Source organism: Desulfuromonas acetoxidans DSM 684 (assembly GCF_000167355.1).
Lineage (GTDB): Bacteria > Desulfobacterota > Desulfuromonadia > Desulfuromonadales > Desulfuromonadaceae > Desulfuromonas > Desulfuromonas acetoxidans.
Map to the genome: position 1 here is coordinate 262,866 of NZ_AAEW02000001.1, position 23,514 is coordinate 286,379.

A 23,514-nucleotide genomic window follows, 5' to 3' on the forward strand; every position below is an offset into this window, starting at 1 on the left:
TGTTACAGTGCAAAACCGTGACACTGTACACCCGAAAACAAGGGTGGATCAAGGGCTTTAGCTCGCGGGCAGGGGAAGGGTGTGGGTACGCCGTGTCAGAATGAGGAAAATACCGAGCGCTGTGCGCCCTGAGATGGGGTATTAAGTGGAGAACTCAGACGCAACTCCAAGTCGGGAAATCGGGAGAGTAACAAGGGACGCAACTGGCCGTGATCACAATCGGCTTCGGTCACCACCACCACTGGAATCTTCACCCCTGGAATCAGATCATCTACGGCAATTGCCGGAGTTTCGTGAGCCGGGCAATAATCAATCACGGCCAGCAACGAGAAGGTTTCCCGATCACAAATCACACAGGTAAATTCGCGATCATTCAATTGCGCTTGTTTTTCCGGCTCCCCCCAATCACTACTGCAACCAATGCGCAACAGATCCTTCAAGCTGACATGCCAGAACAGCCGACAGCTCGAATCAAGCATCTGCTCCAATTGAAGCAACAGGGTCTGGTCCGCCATTGGCACGAGAATTTTTTTCACCTGCGGTATCGTTTCACCACTCACCTCGGCCCGTAAAACCCGCCGCAGATACATGGTCAACAGGGCCGCAAGAAGCAATAACACCGATGGGATAAGCAGAACGTCCAAGGAACCCTCGAAAAGCACTAGCACATAAATAATCTATCAATAGCAAAAACTAATGTTACGCTAGCATGATCATACTCGATAATCAATATTTATAATCTTTGCTCATTTAATCAGGTTTGTGAAGGTTAGAAAAACGACCCTTCCCTTTAAAAAAAACAGTGTTATATTATTTAGATGGCACCATACAGGGGGGAGCACCATCATGATTAAACATCTCATTTACTTGGCGTCGACTCTGGGGCTGTTCTGGCTGATGCTTTCCGGCCACTATACCGGCTTCATGTTCGGCTGCGCAGCAGCATCTCTGGCATTGACGCTGTTTGTCGCCTGGCGCATGGATGTGGTGGACGATGAAGCGGAACCGATCCACCTGACGGGCCAAATTTTTCTCTATTGGTTGTGGCTGGCTTGGGAAGTGGCAAAAGCCAACCTGGACGTATGTCGGCGCATCTGGTCGCCACGCCTTGATATTAGTCCAACCATGGTCTGTCTGACAGCCAACCAGAAAACACCGCTCGGGGTCATGCTGTACGCCAACTCCATCACAGTCACACCCGGCACAGTGTGTGTCAATGTGGAGGGGGATAAGCTCGAAGTTCATGCCTTGACCTGGAGCGCTGCCGAGGATTTGCTCGAAGGCGAAATGGACCGCCGCGTCTGCCAACTGGAGATTTAAGCATGTATGCCGCCACCTGCGTTGCTATCCTGATCGTCATGGGACTGGCCCTGATCCGTGCCATAGTCGGACCAACCGCGTTTGATCGCCTGCTGGCTGTCAACATGTTCGGCACCAAGACGGTATTATTTATCGCTGCTTTCGGTTTTCTCACCGAGCGCCCCGATTTTCTCGACATTGCCCTGGTCTATGCCCTGGTCAACTTCCTCGGCACCATTGCCGTATTGCGTTTCTTTGAACGCAAACAGCGCGACGCCGCCCAGACAAACGCACAGGAGCCCTCATGACGGTTTTTCTTGATAGTCTCTCCATAATCTGTCTGGCTCTGGGTTGCTTTCTCGGCATCACCGGCGGCATCGGCATCTACCGTTTACCCGATTTTTTCACCCGTTTGCATGCCAGTAGTGTCACGGATTCAGCATGTGCTTTTCTTATTCTGTTCGGGCTGGCATTGCAGGCCGGCTGGTCACTGATCACCGTCAAACTGGGTTTGGTGTTCTTTTTTCTGGTGTTGAGCAGTCCGACAGCCAGCCATGCTCTGGCAAAAACCGCACTGAACAACAACCAGCAGCCGCTGCTGGGTCGGAAGGATAAACGCTGATGGATATTTTTATCGATATTATCCTGCTGACGTTTCTCTCCATTGCCGCCTTGGCCATTGCCCGGATCCGCAAACTGTTTTGCGCCATTATGCTGTTCGGCATCTTCAGCCTGGTCAGCGCCTGTCTGTTTGTCACCATGGATGCAGTAGATGTAGCCTTTACTGAGGCAGCGGTCGGCACCGGCATCTCGACCATCCTGATGCTGGCCACCATGGCGTTAACCAGTACTGAAGAGAAACGCCCCCCCTACCAACCCCTCATCGCGTTACTCGTCGTAGTGGTCACCGGCTCGGTACTGGTGTACGGCACGATGGACTTGCCCGACTACGGTGATCCCATGGCACCAATCCACCAACACGTGGCGCCACGTTACATTCAGCAGTCCCCTGCAGAAGTGGGACCGCCCAATATGGTCACCTCAGTGCTGGCCAGCTATCGTGGTTTTGACACCCTGGGTGAAACTGCGGTTATTTTTACCGCAGGCATCAGCATCTACGCCCTGCTCGGCATGCGCCGCCGTGAAGACACTGATTACCATCAGGAGGATGACAATGTCTGACCATCTGATTTTGCGCATCATTGCCAAGATGTTCATTCCATTCATTCTGCTGTTTGCACTTTATGTCCAATTCCATGGTGACTACGGTCCGGGCGGCGGCTTTCAGGCTGGGGTGATTTTCGCCAGTGCCCTGATCCTTTACACGTTGATTTTCGGCTTGAAAACGGCCATGCGTGTGGTCAGCCCTACCGCTTTACGTATCCTCGCGGCCAGCGGTGTCTTACTCTATGGCGGCACCGGCGTGGCGTGTATGGTGCGCGGCGGCAATTTCCTTAATTACTCGATGCTGTCCGACACACCTCTGGCCGGACAGCACCTGGGCATCTTCCTGATTGAGCTGGGAGTCGGAACCACGGTGTTTGCCGTGATGGTGATGTTATTTTATGCCTTCAGCGGCAGAAAGGGGCCGGAAGTATGAACCTGATCGGCCATTACAACTACCTGGTGTCGATCTTTCTGATGATGGTCGGCTTTTTTGTCGTCATCTGTCGCGGCAACCTGATCAAAAAGCTCATCGGTCTCAACATCTTCTCCACCTCGGTGTTCATCCTCTACATCACTATGGGCAAGGTGGCCGGCGGCAGCGCCCCCATCGTTATCGATGGCCCCGGTCCGCACATCTACTCCAATCCGCTGCCCCATGTGCTGATCCTGACTGCCATCGTCGTCGGTGTGGCTACCACGGCTGTGGGCCTAGCGCTGACCGTGCGCATCAAGGAACGCTACGGTACCATTGAGGAGGATGAAATCCGCCTGAAGGATGAATCCCTATGAGTATGTCATGGACCCATCACCTTCCCGTTCTTCAGGTGATCCTGCCACTGCTGGGTGCGCCGCTGTGCATGCTGACCCGTTCCAGCCGTCTCAACTGGCTGATTACCGTGGTCATTTCGTGGTCGGCACTTATCATCAGCATACTATTGGCGCGCCAGGTGTGGGTGCACGGCCCCATCACCTACAACATGGGTGGCTGGTGTGCACCCTGGGGTATCACCTACCACATCGATGCGCTTAATGCCTTTGTACTGCTGATTGTCACATCCATCGCGGCTCTGGTCGCTCCCTATGCGCGTAAAAGCGTGCAAAAGGAGGTCGAAGCACATCGTCAGGCGGTGTTTTATGCCTTGCTGCTGCTGTGCCAGGCCGGGCTGCTCGGCATTGTCATCACCGGCGACGCCTTTAATATGTATGTATTTCTCGAGCTGTCATCGCTCTCATCCTATGCTCTAATCGGCATCGGCAGGAGGCGGCGCGGACTGACCGCCGCATTTCAATACCTGATCATGGGCACCATCGGGGCAACTTTTATCCTGATCGGCATCGGCCTCTTGTACAATCTGACCGGCACTTTGAACATTCTCGACCTGGCTGAACAGCTCAATCGACACAACCTGATCACCACCGGCAATCGCACTCTGATCACGGCTTTCGCCTTTCTCACCGTCGGTTTGAGTCTCAAGCTGGCCCTGTTCCCGCTGCACCTGTGGCTGCCGAACGCTTACAGCTATGCACCGTCGGTGGTCACGATTTTCCTGGCGGCCACGGCCACCAAAGTGGCGGTGTACATGCTGCTGCGTTTCTGCTTCACCATCCTCGGTCACGGTGCACTGTTCCAAATGACATTGGGTAAGATCGTCCTGCTGCCGTCGTTGTGCGCTATTTTCATCGGCTCCATCGTCGCCATCTTCCAGTACGATATTAAGCGAATGCTGGCCTACTCAAGTATTGCCCAGATCGGCTACATGACCCTCGGTATCACCATGGCGACACCATTGGGCCTCACAGCCGGTATTGTCCACCTGTTCAACCACGCCCTGATGAAAGGGCTGCTATTCATGACCATGGGCGCGGTGATCTATCGGGTTGATTCTGTCTACCTGAGCGACTTTCGCGGACTGGGAAAACGAATGCCGTGGACCATGGCTGCGTTTGTCGTCGGCGGACTCAGCCTGATGGGGGTTCCGCTGACTGCCGGTTTTATCAGCAAATGGTACCTGGTGCAATCCGCGCTGGAGTGCGGCTGGTGGCCGGTAGCAGGACTGATTCTCATCGGCTCGCTACTGGCCGTGATCTACGTGTGGCGGGTCGTGGAAACCGCCTACTTCAATCCCGACCACGAGCTGGAGCAGCGCAGCCATGAAGCGCCGTTATCACTACTGATTCCCATGTGGATTTTGGTACTGGCTAATATCTACTTCGGCATCAACAGTGACCTGCCGCTGAGCATGGCGAGCCGGGCCGCCCATCTTCTCCTGGGGGTAGCGGTATGACAATAGCCACCCTGATGCAGTTATGCCTGATCATTCCAGCCGCTGGTGCGCTATTTATTGTCCTCAGCCACCGCCTGCGCGACCTACGCGAAGGGGTAACTCTGTTCAGTGCCGCGGCCCTGTTCGCTGTGGTTTTTCAGCTGTTCCGTCGTCCTGATGCTCTGGATGCCTCACCCGTCATTCTGGCCACACCGTTGCCGGGTCTGGAACTGGCTCTGGACCTCGAGCCATTGGGTTTGCTGTTTGCCGGTATCGCCAGCCTGTTGTGGATGATCACATCGCTGTACACCATCGGCTACATGCGTGGCAACCGCGAACAGCAGCAAACCATTCTTTATGCCTGCTTCGCTCTGGCTCTGGCCAGTACCATGGGCATTGCCCTGGCTGGCAACCTGCTGACGCTATTTGTGTTTTACGAAATGCTTACCCTTTCGACCTACCCACTGGTCACCCACAAACGTGATCACGATGCCTTGACCGGCGGCCGTTTTTATCTCGGGATTCTGGTCGGCAGCTCCATTGGCCTGCTGCTCCCCGCCATTATCTGGACCTGGCACCTGACCGGGACGACCGCATTTCAATTTGGCGGCATTCTGCCAACAGACACCTCGAAAACCGTGGTCACAGCCCTGCTGCTGCTTTACGCCTTCGGCATCGGCAAGGCGGCGCTGATGCCCCTGCATCGCTGGCTACCCGAAGCCATGGTCGCGCCGACACCGGTCAGCGCCCTGCTGCATGCCGTGGCCGTGGTCAAAGCCGGGGTGTTCTGTATTGTCAAGGTAGTGCTTTACGTGTTTGGCACCGAAATACTCATCGGCAGCGACGGCCTGTTTATCCTCCAGGTGATTGCGGCGTTTACGTTGCTGTGCGCTTCGCTCATTGCCTTGCAGCAGGACAACTTGAAACGACGCCTGGCTTATTCCACCATCAGCCAGCTGTCCTACATCACGCTGGCTACGGCGATCCTGGCACCACTGTCCATCACCGGAGCGGTGGTCCACATTGCCGCCCATGCCGTCGGGAAGATCACCCTGTTTTTTGCTGCCGGTGCCATCTATACAGCGGCCCATAAAACCCGGGTCAGTGAACTGAATGGCATCGGTAAACGCATGCCATGGACCATGGGCGCGTTTGCCGTCGCCACATTATCAATGATCGGACTGCCACCGGCCGCAGGATTTCTCTCCAAGTGGTTTATGTTGCAAGGGGCGTTTCAATCCGGCCAGCTCTGGGTTATTGCCGTGTTGCTCCTCAGCACCTTGCTTAACGCTGGATATTTTATCCCCATTGTCTATGCCGCTTTTTTCAAACCGGAAGACCATGTCCCTGATCATGCCCACGGTGAAGCCCCGCTGAGCATGGTTGTTGCTTTGTCGGCAACCGCAGGCCTGACTCTGGTGCTGTTTTTCTGGCCGGATCTGATTGTTACCATCGCCTCACGTCTGGGGCAGGGAGGTGTATTATGAAACGGATCATGACGCCTTTGCTGCTCACCGCTCTCGCCATTGTTGTGGTGATCGACCCGTGGCTCCATCATCATACGCCGTTGTCAACTCAGCCTGTCGGCCTGTTTGTCCTGATCAGCCTTGGTGGCTGTCTGCTGTGTGTTGCCATTGCTTTGGTTCTGGCTCCACTGCTTTCACGTCGGGAGGATTATTATGACTGATCTGCTCCTGCCCCCCGGCGTGTTGCTGCTGTGTGTTGTTCCGGCGCTGGCCTTGTTACCACGAATCCTGTGCCGCTGGATTCTCGCATTAAGTCCACCGCTGGTACTGCTTTATCTGTGGATGTTGCCCGAAAACGCTGCGTTGTCCGTCCATCTGGCCGGATTTGACCTGCACCTGGTGCAGCTCAGCGCTATGGGCCGCCTGTTTGCCAGTGCGTTTCTGCTCGCGACCTGGGCTGGGAGTCTGTTTGCATTTCCGGCCCAGCGCCGCGAGTGGTGTGCCGCCTATCTCTACGCCGGCAGTGCGGTGGCCATCAGCCACTGCGGTGATTGGATCAGTCTGTTTTTGTTCTGGGAAGTGATGGCCGTTGCTTCAACGGTTCTGGTGTGGACGGGTGGGTTCAAACAGAGCGCGGCTTCCGGTATGCGCTATCTGCTGGTTCATTTGACCGGAGGCGTTCTGCTGATGAGCGGAATTGCAGCCCACCTGCTGGCACAGGACTCTACCCTGATAACACCTCTGACCGATGGCACCGTTGGATCGGTGCTGATACTCGCCGGTTTCCTCGTCAATGCCGGAGCCCCGCCACTGTCGTTCTGGGTGGCTGATGCCTATCCGCAGTCGAGTCCCAGCGCCATGGTGTTTTTGTCGGCACTGACGACCAAGACAGCGGTCTTTGTGCTGGCCAGTTGCTTCGCCGGGTGGTCGATATTAATCCCCATTGGTGGCTACATGGCTATTTACGGCATCATCTATGCCTTACGTGAAAACGATGTCCGACGTATCCTTGCCTACAGCATCGTCAACCAGGTTGGTTTTATGGTGGTGGCCATTGGCATTGGCGGCGAAACTGCCATCAACGGTGTCACTCTCCATGCTCTGGCCCACATTTTTTACAAAACAGTTCTGGTTATTGCGGCGGGTGTCATATTACGGGAGACCGGTGCACGCCATGCCACTCAACTGGGTGGACTGGCGCGCCGCTATCCGCTGGTGACGGCTTGTACCCTGATCGGCGCTGCCGCAAGCATGGGCGTGCCGCTCACCTCCAGCTTCATCAGCAAGGGGGTGATTCTCCAGGCCGCCGTGGAACACCACGTACTGTGGATATGGGTGCTATTGCTCGCTTGTTCAGCTGCAGTGGCCTTTAATGCCGGTATCCGTTTCCCCTGGCTGGTTTTTTTCCGTACACAACAGAAGCCTTTGCCGGAAAAACCGCTACAGCTTTGCCCTTCCTCTTTATCGGCGATTCTGCTGCCAACGCTGCTGTGTCTGGCGATCGGCATGTTCCCCCAAAAGCTTTTCGCCTTGCTGCCGTTTTCAGCGGTCTATCACCCCTATACCGTTCTCCACATGGCCGAGCAATTTCAGATTCTGGTGCCGGCCATCGCTCTGTTCTGGTGGTTACGACCGTTAATGGTTCCACGACCGTTGACCCAGCTCGATCTCGACTGGCTTTTGCGACGCTTGTTGTTTTTTGCCTGGGAGGAGGGCGTTCTGCGGTTGCTCTATCTCAGTGTTAATGTACGAGATGTGTTGCTGACATCGTCGGTGCGTGGTTTCAAGTTTCTGTTCCGCCACTACGGCCCTCGCGGCATCCTGGCTCGCTCCTGGCCGACCGGCAGCATCGCCCTGTGGGTTGCGCTGATTCTCGCCAGCTATGTGGTTCTGTACAGCCTGCAAAGTCGCTCATTGTGGCAATTCATCCACTCAAGCTTCAGTTGATTTTTTATCCGCGCGCATAAAAAAGGGCAGGCTGCTTAAAGCAACCTGCCCTTGAATGTTGTCGCAATCGCCAACGATCAGTATTTGAGAATAATACTGTCCAGGCTCCGCTTAGGCAGATGGTAATTGCCCTGGTCATCGTGCCAGCCATAGGCATCGGCCCCAGGCTCCTGATGTTCGAGAACAATCTCCTCGCCCGGCTTACCGATGGCAATAACCAGCAGAATCTCATAACGGGTCGGCAAATCGAGCGCTTCACGCAACTTACGCCGCTGGACCTTGGCAGCAATGCACCCGCCCAACCCTTTATTCGTGTCGCCAAGCAAGATCGACTGAGCGGCAATGCCCTGATCGGCAACATAACTGCTGCACACGGTTTTATCACCAAGTACGATGATATAGCCAGTCGGCTTGACCCCTTTGATCGGGCCGCCCCAACCACGCAGGTACCCCTGCCAGGACAACGTTTCGAAAATCTTTTCATTGCGCTCTTCTTCACAGGCGATCAGATAGCGCAACGGCTGAAGATTCAAGTTGCTGGTTGATGGTGCCAGACGGGCGTAATCCACCAGCTCGCGCAACATCTCTTCGGTGACTTTCTCTGACTCGACAAAATAGTGATAGTTTCGTGTCTTTTCGATCAACCCTCTGAAATCACAGTTGTTCAAAGTGCAATCGCTCATAATGTGTTCCTTTTCTGCCAGCGTGAACCGTCTCCTTCCCCCACATGGATGGAAAACGATTCGACCCATACCAAACCACGATACGAGATATTTTTTCTTTGGTGATTCTTTCGCTGGCAACCTGAATCCAGCCCAAATAAAACACCTCGTTCTAATTACCCACGTAAATAAAATACCGTTTGTTTTTTATTGTTGCAAGTCTTTTTTCCACATTTCGCATTGCTTTACCGTTAATCTCATAGCCGTCCCTCATCATCATCCATTGCATATTCTGAAAATATGAGCCCAATTAACCCTTTAAATACAGCATACTACCTACAGAAAGACAACTGGATACCGTATACGTTTTCAGGATGCTAGTACGTGTCTTTCTTAATAGATTAAAGCGGACTTTTTGAATGTCAATGGCGGGAGGCAATTTACTGAGAAAGGAACATTTGTCTTTCAGAGCCTTTATAACAGTGTTTACAGCTCTTGTTTAGACATCACACTAACAGGCAGTTGAAAAACAGCCTGCGGAGCCCATGGACGGGCGACCAACATCAAGGACTCTTTTTCAGGTCCTTGATGTTGGTCGAAAGATGGAAATCGCATTTTCGGCATGCGCCGTTAAAAAGCCCCCCGAATAGGACTTTTTCTACACCCAGCTAAAACGGACTTAGCCGAGCCACAGCACTGGTCATAGCAGCTTCAACTTTAAGGATACGCGAGCCCAACACAAGTGGGACCATCCCCTGATCCAGCAGCAGGTTAACTTCATAGGGAATAAAGCCACCTTCAGGACCAATCGCCAGCACATACCTGTCTGAGACAGGCGCTGTGTGCGGCGCTTCGACATGAGGATGGGCGACAACACCTTGCTTTCCCACCAGTTGCCCAGGCAGGACATCTTCAGCATAGGGTTTAAACAATGGATAACAATCCACCTGCGGAAGTACCGTATCACAGCACTGCTCCAGCCCTTCAACCAGAAACTCGCGAATTCTCTCCGACACAAGCAACGGAGTCTGCCAAAAGCTCTTTTCTACCCGCCAGGAGTTAATCAGTGTAATTCGCTTAATCCCTAATGTGGTCGCCGTGATCAGCGTTCGTTTCAAGACTTTTGGCCGTGGCAGCGCCAAGACCAGCTCGACACAACTGGGCGAAGGAGCGGGCTGGTCACAGCACACCTTCATCACCAGCTTTTGGTCGGTTAATTCAGTAATGGTGCCGGTACCAAGCTGCCCGTTCAATTGCCCGACCCGCAACCGGTCACCAACAGATGCCCGGTGAACCTGATCAACATGACAACGACGGCGCCCTGTCAGGCAAACCATATCGGGCTTGAAATAATCATCTTCAAACAACAGAATCAGGTTCATTACAGTCCTCTATGCATATCGAGATTCCATCGCTTCAAACGCTGCTCAACCCGACGCCGAACCTGGCTGTCCGATTCGAGCCTCTGCCGACTGCCGATCTGTGTTGCATCAACAACGAGCGTCTCTTTATGATAATAAACCACTTCTCTCCAAGGCACGTTGAAGCACTGCCATACAATCTGCTCAGGACAGCTCAAATCGGCGCTCTGATCCACCAGAACTACCATGGATGCACCCTTCATCAATTGATGGCCAAATAGGACGTCTCGGCCATTCTCGTTGCAATAATCTTTTATCTGAACAATCAGCGCATTGTGATATTCCGCTGTCTCAATCCATTTCACATCCGTCACCCATTCAAAGTCACGGGTCATCCGCCACTTGACATAGGGAAGCCGCGCACGTGCCAGGCAATAACTCTCAGCCGGAGGAGGACCAACCACGGTCACCGGACAGATCGCATCTTCACGCCCCCATATCTGGTCAACCGTCATAACCGGACACAAGACTGGCGTGGTGTAGGTCCCGCGGAAATTTCCATGAGGCCCATCCATTTTTGGATCATCGCGACCAACAACCCCCTCCAGCACCACCTCACAGTGGCTGGGCATCGGCAATCCATGCTCAGGACTGGCACAACAGGAGATCGCTTCGCCCTGCATCCAACCAGCAAAACCGATGGGATCGACATCTGTGTCAAGAGGCAACAACGCACTCAACAGCACTGCGGGGTCAATACCCATAACCACGACCATCGGCATCTCCTGTCCCGCCTGTTGATAGTCCCGATAAATCTGTTGAGTTCGCGACCCTGGAAGACAATGCACAGTTAATTGCCGTGGCCCCTGAAACTGTAGACGATACACTCCGCAGTGAATTGTCCCTTCCAATGCGCGAACAATGGCAACCGACAACGAAAGGTACGGACCTGCATCACCCGGCCAATAGCGCAACAAGGGCAGATCGTAGAGTGTCTCAACCTTTTTGAGATCAGAACACAACTGATCCTGCAGCAGGTACGCATAGTCGGATTGTGTGTTGAGCCATGCCGCCAGAGACAACGTGCCGGGAACAGCATCGGGGATAGCCGCCAACGCGTCGCAAAAACCATCCCGTGCCCCAGAAAAAACATCGTCTGATCCGCATGGAAAGAACAGGTTGGCGACAACAGAAAACCTTGAGCTGTCCAATTTCTGCAAGTGAATGGCAAAGGGGAAGGATTGGTGACTGAGCTGTCGGACAATTTCCGCAGCTTCAAGGTGACAATCTACCTGTTGATCAATGGTGTGCAGTTGATGGCGGCTTTTAAGCCAGGCAAGGTGTTGTCGAAAGTTCATAAAAAAAACCCCGGTTAAAGAACCGGGGCTTTTTGTTCATCATTACAGGATCGCCTGTCGCGCCAACGACATGATACCGCTGGGTACGATTCCCATGTAGAGAACCGCAATGACCGACAAGACAATGCAGATGGTCGCCCCGGGCTTAAGCTGAATCCAGGCGAAATCTTCCTCCGGATCCTTGAAGTACATGAATACCATAACCCGCAGGTAGTAGTATAGGGATACTGCCGAGTTAAGAACACCCAGTACCGCGAGCCAGACATACCCAGCATTCAAAGCACCGGCAAAGATATAGAACTTGCCACTGAAACCGGCAGACGGCGGAATCCCCATCAAGGAGAACAGACAGATGGATAACAGAACCGCCAGCAACGGACGCTTATAACCAAATCCTGCGACCCCCTGTAGCGTCAGGTTGTCTTCACCCTGCTTGCCAATCAGAACCAGAACAGCAAAAGCACCGATGTTCATAAACGTATAGGCCAGCATGTAGTAGAGAACACCGGAAATTCCGATTTCGTTGGCCGCAACCAGACCAACAAGAGCGTAACCAGCATGCGCAATGGACGAATAGGCCAGCATCCGCTTAAGATTTGTCTGATTGAGGGCAATGAAGTTACCGAAAATCATAGTCAGAACAGCCAGAACCCACAGCAGCGAAGTCCAGGTGCCCTGCATACCCACCAGACTGACCATGAAGATGCGCATAAATGCAGCAAAGGCAGCGGCTTTGGGTCCGGCACTCATAAATGCGGTAATCGGTGTCGGTGCGCCCTGGTAGACATCAGGTGTCCACATGTGGAACGGAGCAATAGCAATCTTAAACAGGAATCCGGTTGCCATCAGCAGCATGCCGGCAACCGCAACAGGATTGCCCAACGCGGCTGGAAAGGCCTGAAAAAAAGAACCGATATCAACCAGATTAGTTGTACCGGCCACGCCATAAATCAGCGCCATACCATAGAGCAGAAAGCCTGTGGAGAACGCGCCAAGAAGGAAATATTTCAGACCTGCTTCGTTGGATTGACGTTGATTACGGAAGAATCCGGCCAAAACATACAGTGAGACCGACAGAACCTCAAGACCGAGGAAGATGGTCATTAAGTCGGTTCCGGAAGCCATCAGCATGGCACCAACAGTACTGAACAGAATCAGAGAATAGTATTCTCCAACAGGATAGCCTTCCCGTTTCAAGTAATTGTCCGACATCAGGATTGTCAGAGCTGCCGAGATCAGAAAGACGATTGTGAAGAAGATCGAAAAGTTATCCAGAACAACGTGTCCGGCAAAACCGGCCTGGGCATTGTTCCAGCTACCAACAGCGACAATCCCGGTCGCCAAAAGAGCCACAAGGCTCATTCCGGCAACATGTGCCGTGGCGCCGCGCTTGGAGAATGCATTCACAAGCAACATCACCATCGCAAAGCATGCCAGAACAATGGATGGCATGAGTGCGGCAAAGTTGATGTTTTGCATGGCTGTTTGCACCAGATTTTCCATGAAGATGCTCCTTTAGAAGCGGTTTAACGCAAGTTACTTAAATTCAGCTCAACGCTTAATGACCGTGTCCATGATGCGCGGCAGGAGCCTCAACGGGCTCGTGAACCGCAGCTGGTACAGCCGACGGCATCGGGATCGGTTGTTTCCCGGACACTTGTTCGATCATTTGATCAATCGCCGGAGTCATTTTTTCCAGGAACGTGTTGGGATACACACCGATCCAGAAGACAAACACCAGCAGTGGCAGGATCACACACAGCTCACGCAGGTTGAGATCTTTGAGAACCTGATTTTTGGGGTTATCCAGCTTGCCGAACATGACACGCTGGAACATCCACAGCATGTAAACCGCTGCGAGAATAACACCGGAAGTCGCCACAACCGCAAACCAGCGCAGTTCACTCTGAAAAGCACCGAGCAGGATCATAAACTCACCGACAAAACCGTTGGTCGCCGGCAAACCGATAGAGGACAGTGTCACGATCATAAAGATGACAGCAAATACCGGCATCTGCTTAGAGAGGCCACCAAATTCACTGATCAAACGGGTATGACGACGCTCATAGATAAAGCCGACAATAAGGAACAACGCACCGGTTGAAATACCATGGTTAATCATCTGCAGTACGGCACCACTGACACCAACGGTATTCAGGGCAAAGATACCCAGCATGACAAAACCAAGGTGAGACACCGAGGAGTAGGCAACCAGTTTTTTGACGTCCTTCTGCATCATGGCGACCAAGGCACCGTAAACGATACCAATCACCGCCAAAGCTGTCATATAAGGCAGAAAGGTTTGTGTTGCTTCCGGAAACAGCGGCATGGCGAAGCGGACATAACCATAAGTACCCATCTTCAACATGACGGCAGCAAGAATAACTGAGCCGGCCGTCGGTGCTTCGGTATGCGCATCAGGCAACCAGGTGTGTACCGGAAACATGGGAACTTTGATGGCGAAACTGAATGCAAATGCCAGAAACAGCCATTTCTGCAGTGCCGGGTCCAGAGACAGGTTGTAAAAGTCAGCAATGCTGAAACCGGAGATATCCATACCGGAGTTCACAGCAGCATAGTAGATGAAGAGAATCGCTACCAGCATCAACAGTGAACCAACGGCAGTGTAAATAAAGAATTTCACCGCTGCATAGATCCGGTTTGCCCCACCCCAGATGCCGATCATGAAATACATCGGAATCAGCATCAGCTCCCAGAAAATATAGAACAGGAACAGATCAAGAGCGATAAACGCACCGAGCATGGCTGTTTCGAGCAGCAACATCAAAGCCATATACCCTTTGACGTTTTTGGTTACAGCCTGCCAGGTTGACAGGACGGCAATCGGCATGATGAATGTCGTCAACATGACCAGCCACAGACTGATTCCATCAATCCCGACACTGTAATTCATCTGAAAATAGTTTGTGACACTGATCCATTCAGCGAACTCAGTATAGTGCATGCCACCCGACGTTTTAAAGACAGGGTCAAGGGCCAGAGGCAAGCTGATCACAAACGTGATCAAAGTAAAGACCAGTGTCGCACCTTTAAGCAATCCACCATTATTCTTGGGCAGCATCAGGACGATGAACATACCCAGAAGGGGGAAGAATGTCATCAGGCTGAGAAGATGTTCTGACATTAGAAGTTGCTCCTTGTATATGAGATTCCAGTCACAGCCGTCATTAGTTGAAAACGTAGATGGCGAGGATAACCACAACACCCAACACCATGGACATGGCATAATTGTGGGTAAATCCTGTTTGCGTATGTCGTAAAACGCGACCGGTGCCGCGCACCACCAGGGCAACGCCATTCACCAGGCCATCTACCAGGCGGACATCGAAAACCTGCCACAACAGAGTGCCGAGACGCTTGGTCGGGTTGACAATCAGGGCATCGTAAAACTCATCGATATACCATTTGTTGAAGATCGTCTTATGCAGTTTCGGCACTTTGGCAACAATCTGTGCCGGCATCTGCGGATTCTTGCAGTACATAAACCAGGCCAGACCGATCCCAAAGACGGCAATACCGACCGAAATACCCATAAAGGTAAACTCGGTTGCAGCGGTCCCGTGTGCCTCAATATGGTGCATATGCTGTGTGTGTTCAAAAATAGGTGCTAAGAAATGCTCGATCTTATTCGGGAAATGGCCGAACAGATTGCCGAGTACATGCGGAACACCAAGGAAGCCGCCGAAAGTCGCCAAGGCAGCAAGAATCATCAGCGGCAGGGTAATCACCAACGGAGATTCAGGGATATGATCCTTGGCACGGGCATCGGTTTTCTGCTCGCCAAAGAACGTCATGAACACCAGGCGGAACATGTAGAAAGCCGTCAATGCGGCAGCAAGTGCACCCACCAGCCACAGAACCCAATGGCCACGCGTGGAGGCCAGAGCCCACCAGAGAATCTCATCCTTGGAGAAGAAGCCTGAGAAAAATGGAATCCCCGAGATCGCCAGCGTGGACAGCAGAAACGTCCAGAACGTGATCGGCATTTTCTTACGCAGACCACCCATATTGCGCATATCCTGCGGATCATCATGTAAATGAGCATGGTGATAGGCATGATGCATGCCGTGAATAACCGAGCCGGAACCGAGGAACAGGCAGGCCTTGAAGAATGCATGCGTCAGCAAATGGAAGATACCTGCAGTGAATGCGCCAACGCCCATGGCCAAGAACATGTAACCTAATTGCGAAACAGTTGAATAGGCCAGTACGCGTTTTATATCATTTTGTGCCAGACCGATTGTGGCGGCAAACAGGGCCGTCGCACCACCGACAATGGCGATCACCATCATGGTATCCGGTGCCATGGCGAACAGGCCGTTCATCCGGCCGATCATGTAGACACCGGCGGTGACCATGGTGGCAGCATGGATCAATGCGGAAACAGGAGTCGGACCCTCCATGGCATCAGGCAGCCAAGTGTACAATGGAATCTGAGCTGACTTACCCGTCGCACCGAGGAAGAAACACAGGGTGACTATGGTCACAATGATCCCGCCGTTTTCCAGCAGATGAGCATTTGCAGAAATTTCCGTAAAGCGGATCGTCCAAACCCCTTCCTGTCCAAGAGACCAGAACAGTGTGAACAGACCGAGCAGAAAGCCAAAGTCACCGACACGGTTAACAACAAAGGCCTTCTTACCGGCATCACTGGCACTTTTCTTTTCAAAGTAGTAGCCGATCAGCAGGTAGGAACACAGACCAACACCTTCCCAACCGACAAACATAACCAGAGCGTTGTTGCCCATAACCAGCATCAACATGGCAAAGGTAAACAGGTTGAGATAGGCGAAGAACCGATAGTAGCCCTCTTCACCGTGCATGTAGCCGATGGAATACAAGTGGATCAGGGTCGACAAACCAGTAACGTTCATCATCATCAGCCCGGAAAGTGGATCCAGGAGGAAACCCCAGTCGACCTGAAGAGGAGCAACTGTCATCCAGCTCGCAACAATCACTTCGTGCGTCTTCTGACTGTCACCAAGTAATTGCAGGAAATATTTGCAGGACACGATAAAGGACGAGAAGATCGCCAGGGTGGCAATGGCCCCGATCACCTTTTCATTTTTAATCTTTTTGCCCAGCAGACCGTTGATCAGGAACCCAAGAAAGGGCAGCAACGGAATAAGCCATAATTTGTCGTACATCTATATCTCCTCTAGGCGGACTGAACCAGAGACAGCCCTGAAGAAGTTACCATTTCAACAGGCTGAAATCCTCAACGTCAATGGACTCTCTGTTACGGAAAAAGGCGATCATCAGTGCCAGACCGACAGCGGCTTCCGCTGCGGCAACTGTCATAATGAAAAACACGAAGATCTGACCATCCATATTACCGAGATGACTTGACAGGGCGATGAACGTTAAGTTGACCGCATTCAGCATCAACTCGACGCACATAAAAACTACGATGGCATTTTTACGGGTCAGGACACCAATCGTTCCCATCGAGAACAAAATAGCGCTCAAAACCATATAATGAGTAATTGTAATCATATTGATTCTCCCGTCCCTTTATACTTCCCGTTTGGCCAAAACAACAGCACCGACGATGGCCACCAGCAACAGAATGGATGCAATCTCGAACGGCAGCAGGAAGTCCGTGAACATCGCCTTACCGATCAATTCGACATGACCGACACTTTGCACGACGTCACCATTAATCGGACCAACAGGACCACTCACGCCACCATCTTTAAGGATGACGACAATCTGCACCAACATAACGATGGCGAAAATAAACGCTCCGGTCACAGCATGGCGATAACGGGCGATCACTTCCGAGCCCTGATTGAGCAACATCATGACGAAAATAATCAGCACCATGATGGCGCCGGCATAGACCATGATCTGCACTGCGGCCATAAAAGGTGCATGAAGCATGACATAGAAGATCGCCAGGCAAAAAAATGTCATAACGAGAGAGATGGCACTATTGATCGGGTTTTTGCATGAGATCACGCAAAACCCGGAAACAACGGCGACAAACGCGACAAGATAAAAGAAGAACAACTGCAGTAATTCCATGAGGGTGGCTCCTATACCGATTATTTGAGCAAACGCTCCTTGGTGAAGCAGAAGTCTTCACGCTTATAATTGGCCAATTCGTATTCGCCGGTCATCTCGATGGCTTCAACAGGACACGCCTCGACGCAGTATCCACAGAAGATACAGCGCAGCATATCAATCTGATAGACCGTGGGATACTTGACGCCGTTCTCATCCTCTGCTGCCTCCACCGTGATGCATTTTGCCGGGCAGACGGTCGGACACAGATAGCAAGCCACACATTTTTCCCGATTATGATCAGGAACCAGACGGTGCAGGCCACGAAAACGATCAGACGGTTCAAGCTTGACTTTCGGATAGTCAACCGTTGTTGAATTACCCGGAAGAAGATGCTTTGCCGTTATACTTAAGCCCTGGATAAACTCTTTAATCATGGGTCAATCCTCTATACATTGGGTACTGCGTTAAAAAACAACAACGGCACCGGTAATCACAATATTCAGCAATGCCAACGGCAGGAACACTTTCCAGCCCATAAACATCAACTGGTCGTAACGAACACGCGGGAAGGTGGCACGAATCCAGATAAACAGGAACATGAAACAGAACACCTTCAGCAGCAGGTTGATGGGTCCGGGGAAAGGCCCTGCAGGGCCACCGAGAAACAGCGTGGCCGTAATCGCGGAAACCACGATCATGTTGGCATATTCCGCCATGAAGAACAGTGCATATTTCATGGAGGAGTACTCGGTACAGAAACCGGAGACCAGCTCTGTTTCTGCCTCGGGAAGGTCAAACGGTGTCCGGTTGATTTCAGCCAGTGATGTCACAACAAACAGGCAGAAGGCCAACGGCTGCGAAAAGATATACCAATCGAAAACCGAACCGGCCTGAGCCTCGACAATGCCGCTCAGACTCAACGTCTCAGAAAGCATAAACACGGAGATGATTGCCAGACCAGCGGCCAGTTCATAGGAAACCATCTGTGCAGCACTCCGAACACCACCAAGCAGCGAGTACTTGTTGTTGGAGGCCCAGCCCGCCAGAACGATGCCATAGACACCGAGCCCGGCCATGGCCAGCACATACAAGATGCCGATATTCAAATCGGTAATCTGCAATGGCACCAGATAGCCACCAACGGTGATGGTGCCACCAAAGGGCACAACAGCGACGGTAATAAAGGCCGGAACCAGGATCATCATCGGCGCCAGAACAAAAGCCAGCTTGCTCGACTGTGCCGGAATGATGTCTTCTTTGAAAAACAGCTTTAAACCGTCAGCGATCGGCTGCAACAATCCGAGGGGGCCGGTCATGGTCGGTCCAAGACGGGTCTGCATGCGACCGATAATCTTACGTTCGGCATAGGTCGCATAAGCAACAATCAGAACCACCACGATAAACACGGCCAGAATTTTGGCAATCATCACGCCGATAAACAGCAGTGGATCGTTCGAGAGGCTAAGCAGTTCAGACATGATTTTCCTCTTTCCTTCCTCTAAAGACCCGTCGTAACAACCGACAGGCCACTTAACGATGGAGCAAAGTCCATCCGCAGGTGACTCAAATTAACGGTCAATCTCTCCCAGAACGATATCCAGGGTACCAATGGCAGCGATAACGTCAGCCAGTAATGCACCTTCAATCATCTGTGGCAGAGCCTGGAGATTGACAAAAGACGGTGGCCGGATTTTCATACGAAACGGGTTGGCGCTACCATCGGAAACCATGTAGTAGCCCAGTTCCCCTTTCGGCGCCTCAATCCCCTGGTAGACTTCACCAGGCTCGGGCTTGAAACCTTCGGTAATGATTTTGAACTGATGGATCAAACCTTCGATGCTGTTAACCACCTTTTTCTTCTCGGGCAAGCACACTGAAGGCACGTCCGCCAGAATCGGTCCGGGCTGCAGCTTTTCAAGTGCCTGCCGGATGATTTTGCACGACTCACGCATCTCATCGAGACGGATTTTGTAGCGATCAAAGGTGTCGCAGCCGTCACGGGTGATCACTTTGAAATCATAGTCCTCATAGCCCGTATAGGGGTTATCACGACGCAGGTCCCAGTCCACACCACTACCGCGCAGAGCCGGACCAGTCAGTCCGATATCGATGGCATCTTCGGCACTGATCTTCGCGACACCGATGGTCCGTTTCTGCCAGATTTTGTTGCCGGTCAGCAGACCTTCATAGGTATCGATATGGCCGGGCATGGCATCGATGAAATCACGCACATCGTTTTCAAACCCTTCAGGCAGATCAAGTGACAAACCACCGACGCGGAAATAGTTTGATGTCATCCGGGCACCGGATAGTTTCTCATACATGTCCATAATCGCTTCTCGCTCACGGAAGCAGTACAGGAACACGGTCATGGCGCCAATATCAAGGGCGTGGGTTGCCAGCCAGACCAGGTGACTTTTGATCCGGGTCAGCTCAGCCATCATCACGCGGACGACCTTTGCCCGTTCCGGAATCTGATCGGTAATACCCAACAGTTTTTCAACGGCCAGAACATAGCCGAGGTTGTTACTCATCGGCGCCAGATAGTCCAGACGGTCAGTCAGGGGCAGAGCGCGGTGGTAACTGCGATTTTCCGACAGCTTCTCAACACCACGGTGCAAAAATCCGATATGGGGCACCGCTTTAACAACGGTCTCACCATCCAGCTCAAGAACCAGCTGCAACACGCCGTGGGTCGACGGATGCTGCGGTCCCATATTGATTGTCATCGTCTCTGTAGTTGCCATGTGTTATGCCTCGTCTTAATCGGTTGCGCTGAAATTACGAAAGTCGTCCCTGATACGGATCGCGACCAGGGCCCTGCAACGGATAGTCCTTGCGCAGGGGATGGCCTTCCCAATCAGCAGGCATAAGAATCCGGCGCAGATCCGGATGTCCTGCGAACGAGATCCCCATCAAATCCCAGCACTCACGCTCAGGCCAGTTGGCCGTCGACCAGATTCCGCTGACCGTATCGACACAGCAGTCCTGCTCTTCAACCGGCACTTTGACCCGCAGGCGCTCTTTGGTCGTGATGTTGTACAGGTTGTACACCACCATGAAACGAGGGGTTTGACCGAGATAATCAACTCCACACAGATCACACAAAAAGTTATAGCCGGCTTCCTCTTTGAGATAGCGGCAGATATCAACGATATCTTCCTTTTTCACCGTGACCGTAACTTCACCGCGATGCTCTTTGACTTCCAGCACAGATGCGGCGAAGGTTCCTTTCAGCTTTGCTACGACAGCTTGGCTCATTTTTTAATCCCTATTTGATCGGTTTAAACCGGAAAGAACTAGCCGGGAATAACTTTGCCGGCACCAATAGCGGCACCGAAGCTATTACGCTCACGCATGATCTTCTCCTGCAACTTCATCAGACCATACAACAAACCCTCCGGACGGGGAGGACAGCCCGGAATATAGACATCCACCGGAAGCGCCTGATCAATCCCTTGCAGAACACTATAGGTATCAAACACGCCACCCGAAGAAGCACAGGCTCCCATGGCGATGACATATTTAGGTTCAGGCATCTGCTCATAAACCGTTTCAATTACGGGCAACATTTTATGGGTAACCGTACCCGCGATGATAATGACATCCGCCTGACGGGGTGACGCACGGAACAAAACCCCCATACGGTCAAGGTCAAAACGCGCGGCACCGGTTGCCATCATCTCAATCGCGCAGCAGGCCAGACCAAAGGTCATGGGCCACAGCGAACGGGAACGTGACCAGTTGACAACCTTATCCAGCGAAGCCGTCATGATATTATTGCCCAGAACGTGATAGTAATCCGCTCCGGAAGCCTGTTCTGGTTTGTTTACTCCCATTCCAATGCTCCTTTTTTCCAGACATAAACATAGCCAACCAGCAGGATTACGATGAAGACGCCCATCTCAATAAAGCCGAACATCCCCAGACGCTTGAACACAACCGCCCATGGATAGAGGAAAACAGCCTCAATATCGAACAGAATGAACAGCATGGCGACAATGTAAAACTTGACCGAGAAACGCTCACGAGCTGTACCGATCAGCGGCATCCCGCATTCATAGGGGGCAAGCTTGACAGCACTGGGCTTTTTGGGGCCGAAAAGAAACGAGAAAGTCACCGAACCTAATGCAAACAAAAGTGCAACGGTTATGAGGACGAGTATCGGCAGATAACTCTCAAGCATGGGAACAGCTCCTCCTGACAGGGGTTACTTAATATTTTTTAAACAAAGCATAATTCACTAATTTTAGCGTCGTGCAAGTTAAGTCAAAACGCCCCCTTTGTCAAGGGAAAAATAGAGTATACTGTATGCAATTTACAAGCGATTTAATCCTAATTTTACAAGCACTTACGAGGTATACATCCTTAAAAAACCCGTGATTTAGAGCTCCATTTTCCAGCGCAAAAAAGGCTAAAAAATACCGTATACTCAACCACTTCCCAAACAAATAAAACACCTTTTCACAAAAATATCCCACAGCGTGGTTCTGCTCAAATACACAGCCGCCAATTGTGCAATTTCTTGCTGTTGACACAAATTTGTTATACTCAAGAAAAACCCCTTTATCTCTCACGACAGGAGAAAAGTATGCGTATTTTTCTTACCGGTGCCACCGGTTTTGTCGGCCACCATGTCATCCAGGCCCTCCTGCTGAACGGTCACACGGTTCGCTGCCTGGTGCGCAAACCAACCCCATCTCTGACCAGCCTTGTACAAGTAGAAACGGTTCAGGGCGACATCACCAACCCTGCAGAACTGAAACAGGCCATGTCCGACTGCGATGCCATCATCCATCTGGTCGGCATCATTCGCGCCTTCCCACAGCGGGGAATCACCTTTGAAAAACTTCACGTTGAGGCGACTCGCAACATCATAACGGCGGCAGCAGAAGCCGGTATTGACCGCTACCTACATATGAGTGCCAACGGTGCCAGTCCAGACTGCCCCGAAGCCTATGGCGCAACCAAGTGGCGTGCCGAGGAGCTAGTGCGACAGTCCCGGCTCACGTGGACGATTTTCCGCCCGTCGCTCATCTTTGGCCCTGACGGCGAGTTCACGCGCATGCTCATCCAGCAGCTTCGCTTCCTGCCGATGATTCCGATCATCGGTGATGGCCATTATCAGCTTAGCCCCGTCAACGTGGACGATGTCGCGCTCGGCTTCGCCAACGCCTTATCCTCTCCTCAGGCCATCGGCAAAATCTACCACTGTTGCGGTCCGGACACCTGCAGCTACAATGACCTGATCGACCTCATTGGCCATGCCCTGGGCCGCAAACGCGTCTTCAAACTGCATCACCCCCTGATCCTGATGCAACCGATAACGCGGTTTATGGAACGATTTGCCTTTTTTCCCGTCACCAGCGACCAGATCTCCATGCTGATTCGCGGTAATGTCTGCAACCTCGAACCTTGGGCCAGCGAACTGAACCTCACACCAACTCCTCTCGCCGACATCATTAAAAAAGCCCTGGCCGGTTAATCCGGCCAGGGCTTCAAAGGGGCTTCTTAGTATTAAGTTACGACGCGGCGCCCTCTTCAGGAGGCGTCAGATAGCGGGTTACGGCGGCTCGAATCGCTGTGGCCGCAAGATTGGAACAGTGCATCTTACTGTCCGGCAGGCCCCCTAACGCTTCAGCAACTTTTTCATCGGTCACCTCCAGAGCCTCTTCAAGGGTCTTACCCTCAACCATGGTACTGGCCATCGACGTTGTCGCAATGGCGGCCCCACATCCATACACCTTGTACTTCACATCGGTAATGACATTGTCGTCGATCTTTAAAAAAATCAGAACCGCATCACCACAGCCGGGATCCCCCACCTTAACAACGACATTGGGGTTCTCGATCTGCCCTACATTTCTCGGATTAGAGAAATGATCCATTACTTTATCCGTGTACATAGCCCTTACCGCTCCCATCCAAAACATTCTTGAGCAAAACGCTCTGATTTATTT

At 52.2% G+C, this 23,514-nt stretch carries 27 protein-coding genes; 11 read left to right on the plus strand and 16 right to left on the minus strand.

Going from position 1 to position 23,514, the window contains the following annotated elements:
* Window positions 1–95: 95 nt before the first annotated feature.
* Complete coding sequence (locus DACE_RS01115; protein WP_005997635.1) at window positions 96–644, minus strand: DUF2726 domain-containing protein; 549 nt, start codon at window positions 642–644, stop codon at window positions 96–98.
* 202 nt (window positions 645–846) lie between these two features.
* Here DACE_RS01115 and DACE_RS01120 point away from each other — a divergent pair, with 202 nt between their 5' ends.
* Genes DACE_RS01120 through DACE_RS01165 form a run of 10 tightly spaced genes read left to right on the plus strand, consistent with a single transcriptional unit; the run spans window position 847 to window position 8,143 of the window.
* A complete protein-coding gene (locus DACE_RS01120; protein WP_005997636.1) occupies window positions 847–1,320 on the plus strand; it encodes a Na+/H+ antiporter subunit E in 474 nt (157 codons plus the stop codon).
* A gap of 2 nt (window positions 1,321–1,322) precedes the next feature.
* Window positions 1,323–1,607, plus strand: coding sequence for an MrpF/PhaF family protein (locus DACE_RS01125; RefSeq protein WP_005997637.1), 285 nt, complete (start codon window positions 1,323–1,325; stop codon window positions 1,605–1,607).
* Window positions 1,604–1,921 (plus strand): monovalent cation/H(+) antiporter subunit G, encoded by a 318-nt coding sequence (gene mnhG / locus DACE_RS01130; RefSeq protein ID WP_005997639.1) that lies wholly within the window; start codon window positions 1,604–1,606, stop codon window positions 1,919–1,921. The genes DACE_RS01125 and mnhG overlap by 4 nt, the downstream gene beginning before the upstream one ends.
* Window positions 1,921–2,481 carry a DUF4040 domain-containing protein gene (locus DACE_RS01135; RefSeq protein ID WP_005997640.1) on the plus strand — a complete coding sequence of 187 codons (561 nt, stop codon included), beginning with the start codon at window positions 1,921–1,923 and terminating at the stop codon, window positions 2,479–2,481. Before mnhG ends, DACE_RS01135 begins: the two co-directional genes overlap by 1 nt.
* Window positions 2,474–2,899 (plus strand): Na(+)/H(+) antiporter subunit B, encoded by a 426-nt coding sequence (locus DACE_RS01140; protein ID WP_005997641.1) that lies wholly within the window; start codon window positions 2,474–2,476, stop codon window positions 2,897–2,899. Before DACE_RS01135 ends, DACE_RS01140 begins: the two co-directional genes overlap by 8 nt.
* Window positions 2,896–3,255 (plus strand): cation:proton antiporter subunit C, encoded by a 360-nt coding sequence (locus DACE_RS01145; protein WP_005997642.1) that lies wholly within the window; start codon window positions 2,896–2,898, stop codon window positions 3,253–3,255. Before DACE_RS01140 ends, DACE_RS01145 begins: the two co-directional genes overlap by 4 nt.
* Complete coding sequence (locus DACE_RS01150; protein WP_005997643.1) at window positions 3,252–4,751, plus strand: monovalent cation/H+ antiporter subunit D family protein; 1,500 nt, start codon at window positions 3,252–3,254, stop codon at window positions 4,749–4,751. The genes DACE_RS01145 and DACE_RS01150 overlap by 4 nt, the downstream gene beginning before the upstream one ends.
* On the plus strand, window positions 4,748–6,217 hold the full coding sequence (locus tag DACE_RS01155) for a monovalent cation/H+ antiporter subunit D family protein (RefSeq protein WP_005997644.1): 1,470 nt from the start codon (window positions 4,748–4,750) through the stop codon (window positions 6,215–6,217). The genes DACE_RS01150 and DACE_RS01155 overlap by 4 nt, the downstream gene beginning before the upstream one ends.
* On the plus strand, window positions 6,214–6,417 hold the full coding sequence (locus DACE_RS01160) for a hypothetical protein (protein WP_005997645.1): 204 nt from the start codon (window positions 6,214–6,216) through the stop codon (window positions 6,415–6,417). Before DACE_RS01155 ends, DACE_RS01160 begins: the two co-directional genes overlap by 4 nt.
* Entirely contained in the window at window positions 6,410–8,143 is a 1,734-nt protein-coding gene (locus DACE_RS01165; protein WP_005997646.1) for a proton-conducting transporter transmembrane domain-containing protein, read from the plus strand. Before DACE_RS01160 ends, DACE_RS01165 begins: the two co-directional genes overlap by 8 nt.
* Window positions 8,144–8,220: 77 nt before the next feature.
* Here the strand turns inward: DACE_RS01165 and DACE_RS01170 are convergent, their stop codons facing one another.
* From DACE_RS01170 to DACE_RS01235, 14 genes are all read right to left on the minus strand, one after another.
* Entirely contained in the window at window positions 8,221–8,826 is a 606-nt protein-coding gene (locus DACE_RS01170) for a nitroreductase family protein (protein ID WP_005997647.1), read from the minus strand.
* A 647-nt stretch (window positions 8,827–9,473) separates the two neighbouring features.
* Window positions 9,474–10,187 carry a 16S rRNA (uracil(1498)-N(3))-methyltransferase gene (locus DACE_RS01175; RefSeq protein ID WP_005997648.1) on the minus strand — a complete coding sequence of 238 codons (714 nt, stop codon included), beginning with the start codon at window positions 10,185–10,187 and terminating at the stop codon, window positions 9,474–9,476.
* A complete protein-coding gene (locus tag DACE_RS01180; protein WP_005997649.1) occupies window positions 10,187–11,524 on the minus strand; it encodes a UbiD family decarboxylase in 1,338 nt (445 codons plus the stop codon). The genes DACE_RS01175 and DACE_RS01180 overlap by 1 nt, the downstream gene beginning before the upstream one ends.
* A gap of 42 nt (window positions 11,525–11,566) precedes the next feature.
* Complete coding sequence (locus DACE_RS01185) at window positions 11,567–13,027, minus strand: NADH-quinone oxidoreductase subunit N (protein ID WP_005997650.1); 1,461 nt, start codon at window positions 13,025–13,027, stop codon at window positions 11,567–11,569.
* Window positions 13,028–13,082: 55 nt separating this feature from the next.
* Window positions 13,083–14,669 carry an NADH-quinone oxidoreductase subunit M gene (locus DACE_RS01190; RefSeq protein ID WP_005997651.1) on the minus strand — a complete coding sequence of 529 codons (1,587 nt, stop codon included), beginning with the start codon at window positions 14,667–14,669 and terminating at the stop codon, window positions 13,083–13,085.
* Between the two features lie 43 nt (window positions 14,670–14,712).
* Complete coding sequence (gene nuoL / locus DACE_RS01195; protein ID WP_005997652.1) at window positions 14,713–16,692, minus strand: NADH-quinone oxidoreductase subunit L; 1,980 nt, start codon at window positions 16,690–16,692, stop codon at window positions 14,713–14,715.
* A gap of 46 nt (window positions 16,693–16,738) precedes the next feature.
* On the minus strand, window positions 16,739–17,041 hold the full coding sequence (gene nuoK / locus DACE_RS01200; protein WP_005997654.1) for an NADH-quinone oxidoreductase subunit NuoK: 303 nt from the start codon (window positions 17,039–17,041) through the stop codon (window positions 16,739–16,741).
* Between the two features lie 18 nt (window positions 17,042–17,059).
* Window positions 17,060–17,572 carry an NADH-quinone oxidoreductase subunit J gene (locus tag DACE_RS01205; RefSeq protein ID WP_005997655.1) on the minus strand — a complete coding sequence of 171 codons (513 nt, stop codon included), beginning with the start codon at window positions 17,570–17,572 and terminating at the stop codon, window positions 17,060–17,062.
* Window positions 17,573–17,592: 20 nt separating this feature from the next.
* A complete protein-coding gene (locus tag DACE_RS01210) occupies window positions 17,593–17,988 on the minus strand; it encodes a NuoI/complex I 23 kDa subunit family protein (RefSeq protein WP_005997656.1) in 396 nt (131 codons plus the stop codon).
* A 30-nt stretch (window positions 17,989–18,018) separates the two neighbouring features.
* Window positions 18,019–19,032 (minus strand): NADH-quinone oxidoreductase subunit NuoH, encoded by a 1,014-nt coding sequence (nuoH, locus tag DACE_RS01215; protein ID WP_005997657.1) that lies wholly within the window; start codon window positions 19,030–19,032, stop codon window positions 18,019–18,021.
* A 90-nt stretch (window positions 19,033–19,122) separates the two neighbouring features.
* A complete protein-coding gene (gene nuoD, locus DACE_RS01220; RefSeq protein ID WP_005997658.1) occupies window positions 19,123–20,301 on the minus strand; it encodes an NADH dehydrogenase (quinone) subunit D in 1,179 nt (392 codons plus the stop codon).
* Window positions 20,302–20,335: 34 nt separating this feature from the next.
* Window positions 20,336–20,815, minus strand: coding sequence for an NADH-quinone oxidoreductase subunit C (locus DACE_RS01225; protein ID WP_005997659.1), 480 nt, complete (start codon window positions 20,813–20,815; stop codon window positions 20,336–20,338).
* 38 nt (window positions 20,816–20,853) lie between these two features.
* Window positions 20,854–21,393, minus strand: a complete 540-nt coding sequence (locus DACE_RS01230) for an NADH-quinone oxidoreductase subunit B (protein WP_005997661.1) — start codon at window positions 21,391–21,393, stop codon at window positions 20,854–20,856.
* On the minus strand, window positions 21,384–21,740 hold the full coding sequence (locus DACE_RS01235) for an NADH-quinone oxidoreductase subunit A (protein ID WP_005997662.1): 357 nt from the start codon (window positions 21,738–21,740) through the stop codon (window positions 21,384–21,386). The genes DACE_RS01230 and DACE_RS01235 overlap by 10 nt, the downstream gene beginning before the upstream one ends.
* A gap of 405 nt (window positions 21,741–22,145) precedes the next feature.
* Between DACE_RS01235 and DACE_RS01240 the strand changes: the two genes are divergently transcribed.
* Window positions 22,146–23,039 (plus strand): complex I NDUFA9 subunit family protein, encoded by an 894-nt coding sequence (locus DACE_RS01240; RefSeq protein WP_005997664.1) that lies wholly within the window; start codon window positions 22,146–22,148, stop codon window positions 23,037–23,039.
* Window positions 23,040–23,076: 37 nt separating this feature from the next.
* Here the strand turns inward: DACE_RS01240 and DACE_RS01245 are convergent, their stop codons facing one another.
* Window positions 23,077–23,460, minus strand: a complete 384-nt coding sequence (locus DACE_RS01245; RefSeq protein WP_005997667.1) for an iron-sulfur cluster assembly scaffold protein — start codon at window positions 23,458–23,460, stop codon at window positions 23,077–23,079.
* Window positions 23,461–23,514 lie beyond the last annotated feature (54 nt).

What these genes read in the sequence shown, in the direction of transcription:
- nuoK (WP_005997654.1), bottom strand. Translation starts at nt 17,041, where the DNA reads ATGATTACAATTACTCATTATATGGTTTTGAGCGCTATTTTGTTCTCG.
- mnhG (WP_005997639.1), top strand. Translation starts at nt 1,604, where the DNA reads ATGACGGTTTTTCTTGATAGTCTCTCCATAATCTGTCTGGCTCTGGGT.
- nuoD (WP_005997658.1), bottom strand. Translation starts at nt 20,301, where the DNA reads ATGGCAACTACAGAGACGATGACAATCAATATGGGACCGCAGCATCCG.
- DACE_RS01170 (WP_005997647.1), bottom strand. Translation starts at nt 8,826, where the DNA reads ATGAGCGATTGCACTTTGAACAACTGTGATTTCAGAGGGTTGATCGAA.
- DACE_RS01125 (WP_005997637.1), top strand. Translation starts at nt 1,323, where the DNA reads ATGTATGCCGCCACCTGCGTTGCTATCCTGATCGTCATGGGACTGGCC.
- DACE_RS01150 (WP_005997643.1), top strand. Translation starts at nt 3,252, where the DNA reads ATGAGTATGTCATGGACCCATCACCTTCCCGTTCTTCAGGTGATCCTG.
- nuoL (WP_005997652.1), bottom strand. Translation starts at nt 16,692, where the DNA reads ATGTACGACAAATTATGGCTTATTCCGTTGCTGCCCTTTCTTGGGTTC.
- DACE_RS01210 (WP_005997656.1), bottom strand. Translation starts at nt 17,988, where the DNA reads ATGATTAAAGAGTTTATCCAGGGCTTAAGTATAACGGCAAAGCATCTT.
- DACE_RS01155 (WP_005997644.1), top strand. Translation starts at nt 4,748, where the DNA reads ATGACAATAGCCACCCTGATGCAGTTATGCCTGATCATTCCAGCCGCT.
- DACE_RS01190 (WP_005997651.1), bottom strand. Translation starts at nt 14,669, where the DNA reads ATGTCAGAACATCTTCTCAGCCTGATGACATTCTTCCCCCTTCTGGGT.
- DACE_RS01140 (WP_005997641.1), top strand. Translation starts at nt 2,474, where the DNA reads ATGTCTGACCATCTGATTTTGCGCATCATTGCCAAGATGTTCATTCCA.
- DACE_RS01120 (WP_005997636.1), top strand. Translation starts at nt 847, where the DNA reads ATGATTAAACATCTCATTTACTTGGCGTCGACTCTGGGGCTGTTCTGG.
- DACE_RS01175 (WP_005997648.1), bottom strand. Translation starts at nt 10,187, where the DNA reads ATGAACCTGATTCTGTTGTTTGAAGATGATTATTTCAAGCCCGATATG.
- DACE_RS01240 (WP_005997664.1), top strand. Translation starts at nt 22,146, where the DNA reads ATGCGTATTTTTCTTACCGGTGCCACCGGTTTTGTCGGCCACCATGTC.
- DACE_RS01230 (WP_005997661.1), bottom strand. Translation starts at nt 21,393, where the DNA reads ATGGGAGTAAACAAACCAGAACAGGCTTCCGGAGCGGATTACTATCAC.
- nuoH (WP_005997657.1), bottom strand. Translation starts at nt 19,032, where the DNA reads ATGTCTGAACTGCTTAGCCTCTCGAACGATCCACTGCTGTTTATCGGC.
- DACE_RS01205 (WP_005997655.1), bottom strand. Translation starts at nt 17,572, where the DNA reads ATGGAATTACTGCAGTTGTTCTTCTTTTATCTTGTCGCGTTTGTCGCC.
- DACE_RS01245 (WP_005997667.1), bottom strand. Translation starts at nt 23,460, where the DNA reads ATGTACACGGATAAAGTAATGGATCATTTCTCTAATCCGAGAAATGTA.
- DACE_RS01145 (WP_005997642.1), top strand. Translation starts at nt 2,896, where the DNA reads ATGAACCTGATCGGCCATTACAACTACCTGGTGTCGATCTTTCTGATG.
- DACE_RS01180 (WP_005997649.1), bottom strand. Translation starts at nt 11,524, where the DNA reads ATGAACTTTCGACAACACCTTGCCTGGCTTAAAAGCCGCCATCAACTG.
- DACE_RS01135 (WP_005997640.1), top strand. Translation starts at nt 1,921, where the DNA reads ATGGATATTTTTATCGATATTATCCTGCTGACGTTTCTCTCCATTGCC.
- DACE_RS01235 (WP_005997662.1), bottom strand. Translation starts at nt 21,740, where the DNA reads ATGCTTGAGAGTTATCTGCCGATACTCGTCCTCATAACCGTTGCACTT.
- DACE_RS01165 (WP_005997646.1), top strand. Translation starts at nt 6,410, where the DNA reads ATGACTGATCTGCTCCTGCCCCCCGGCGTGTTGCTGCTGTGTGTTGTT.
- DACE_RS01225 (WP_005997659.1), bottom strand. Translation starts at nt 20,815, where the DNA reads ATGAGCCAAGCTGTCGTAGCAAAGCTGAAAGGAACCTTCGCCGCATCT.
- DACE_RS01160 (WP_005997645.1), top strand. Translation starts at nt 6,214, where the DNA reads ATGAAACGGATCATGACGCCTTTGCTGCTCACCGCTCTCGCCATTGTT.
- DACE_RS01185 (WP_005997650.1), bottom strand. Translation starts at nt 13,027, where the DNA reads ATGGAAAATCTGGTGCAAACAGCCATGCAAAACATCAACTTTGCCGCA.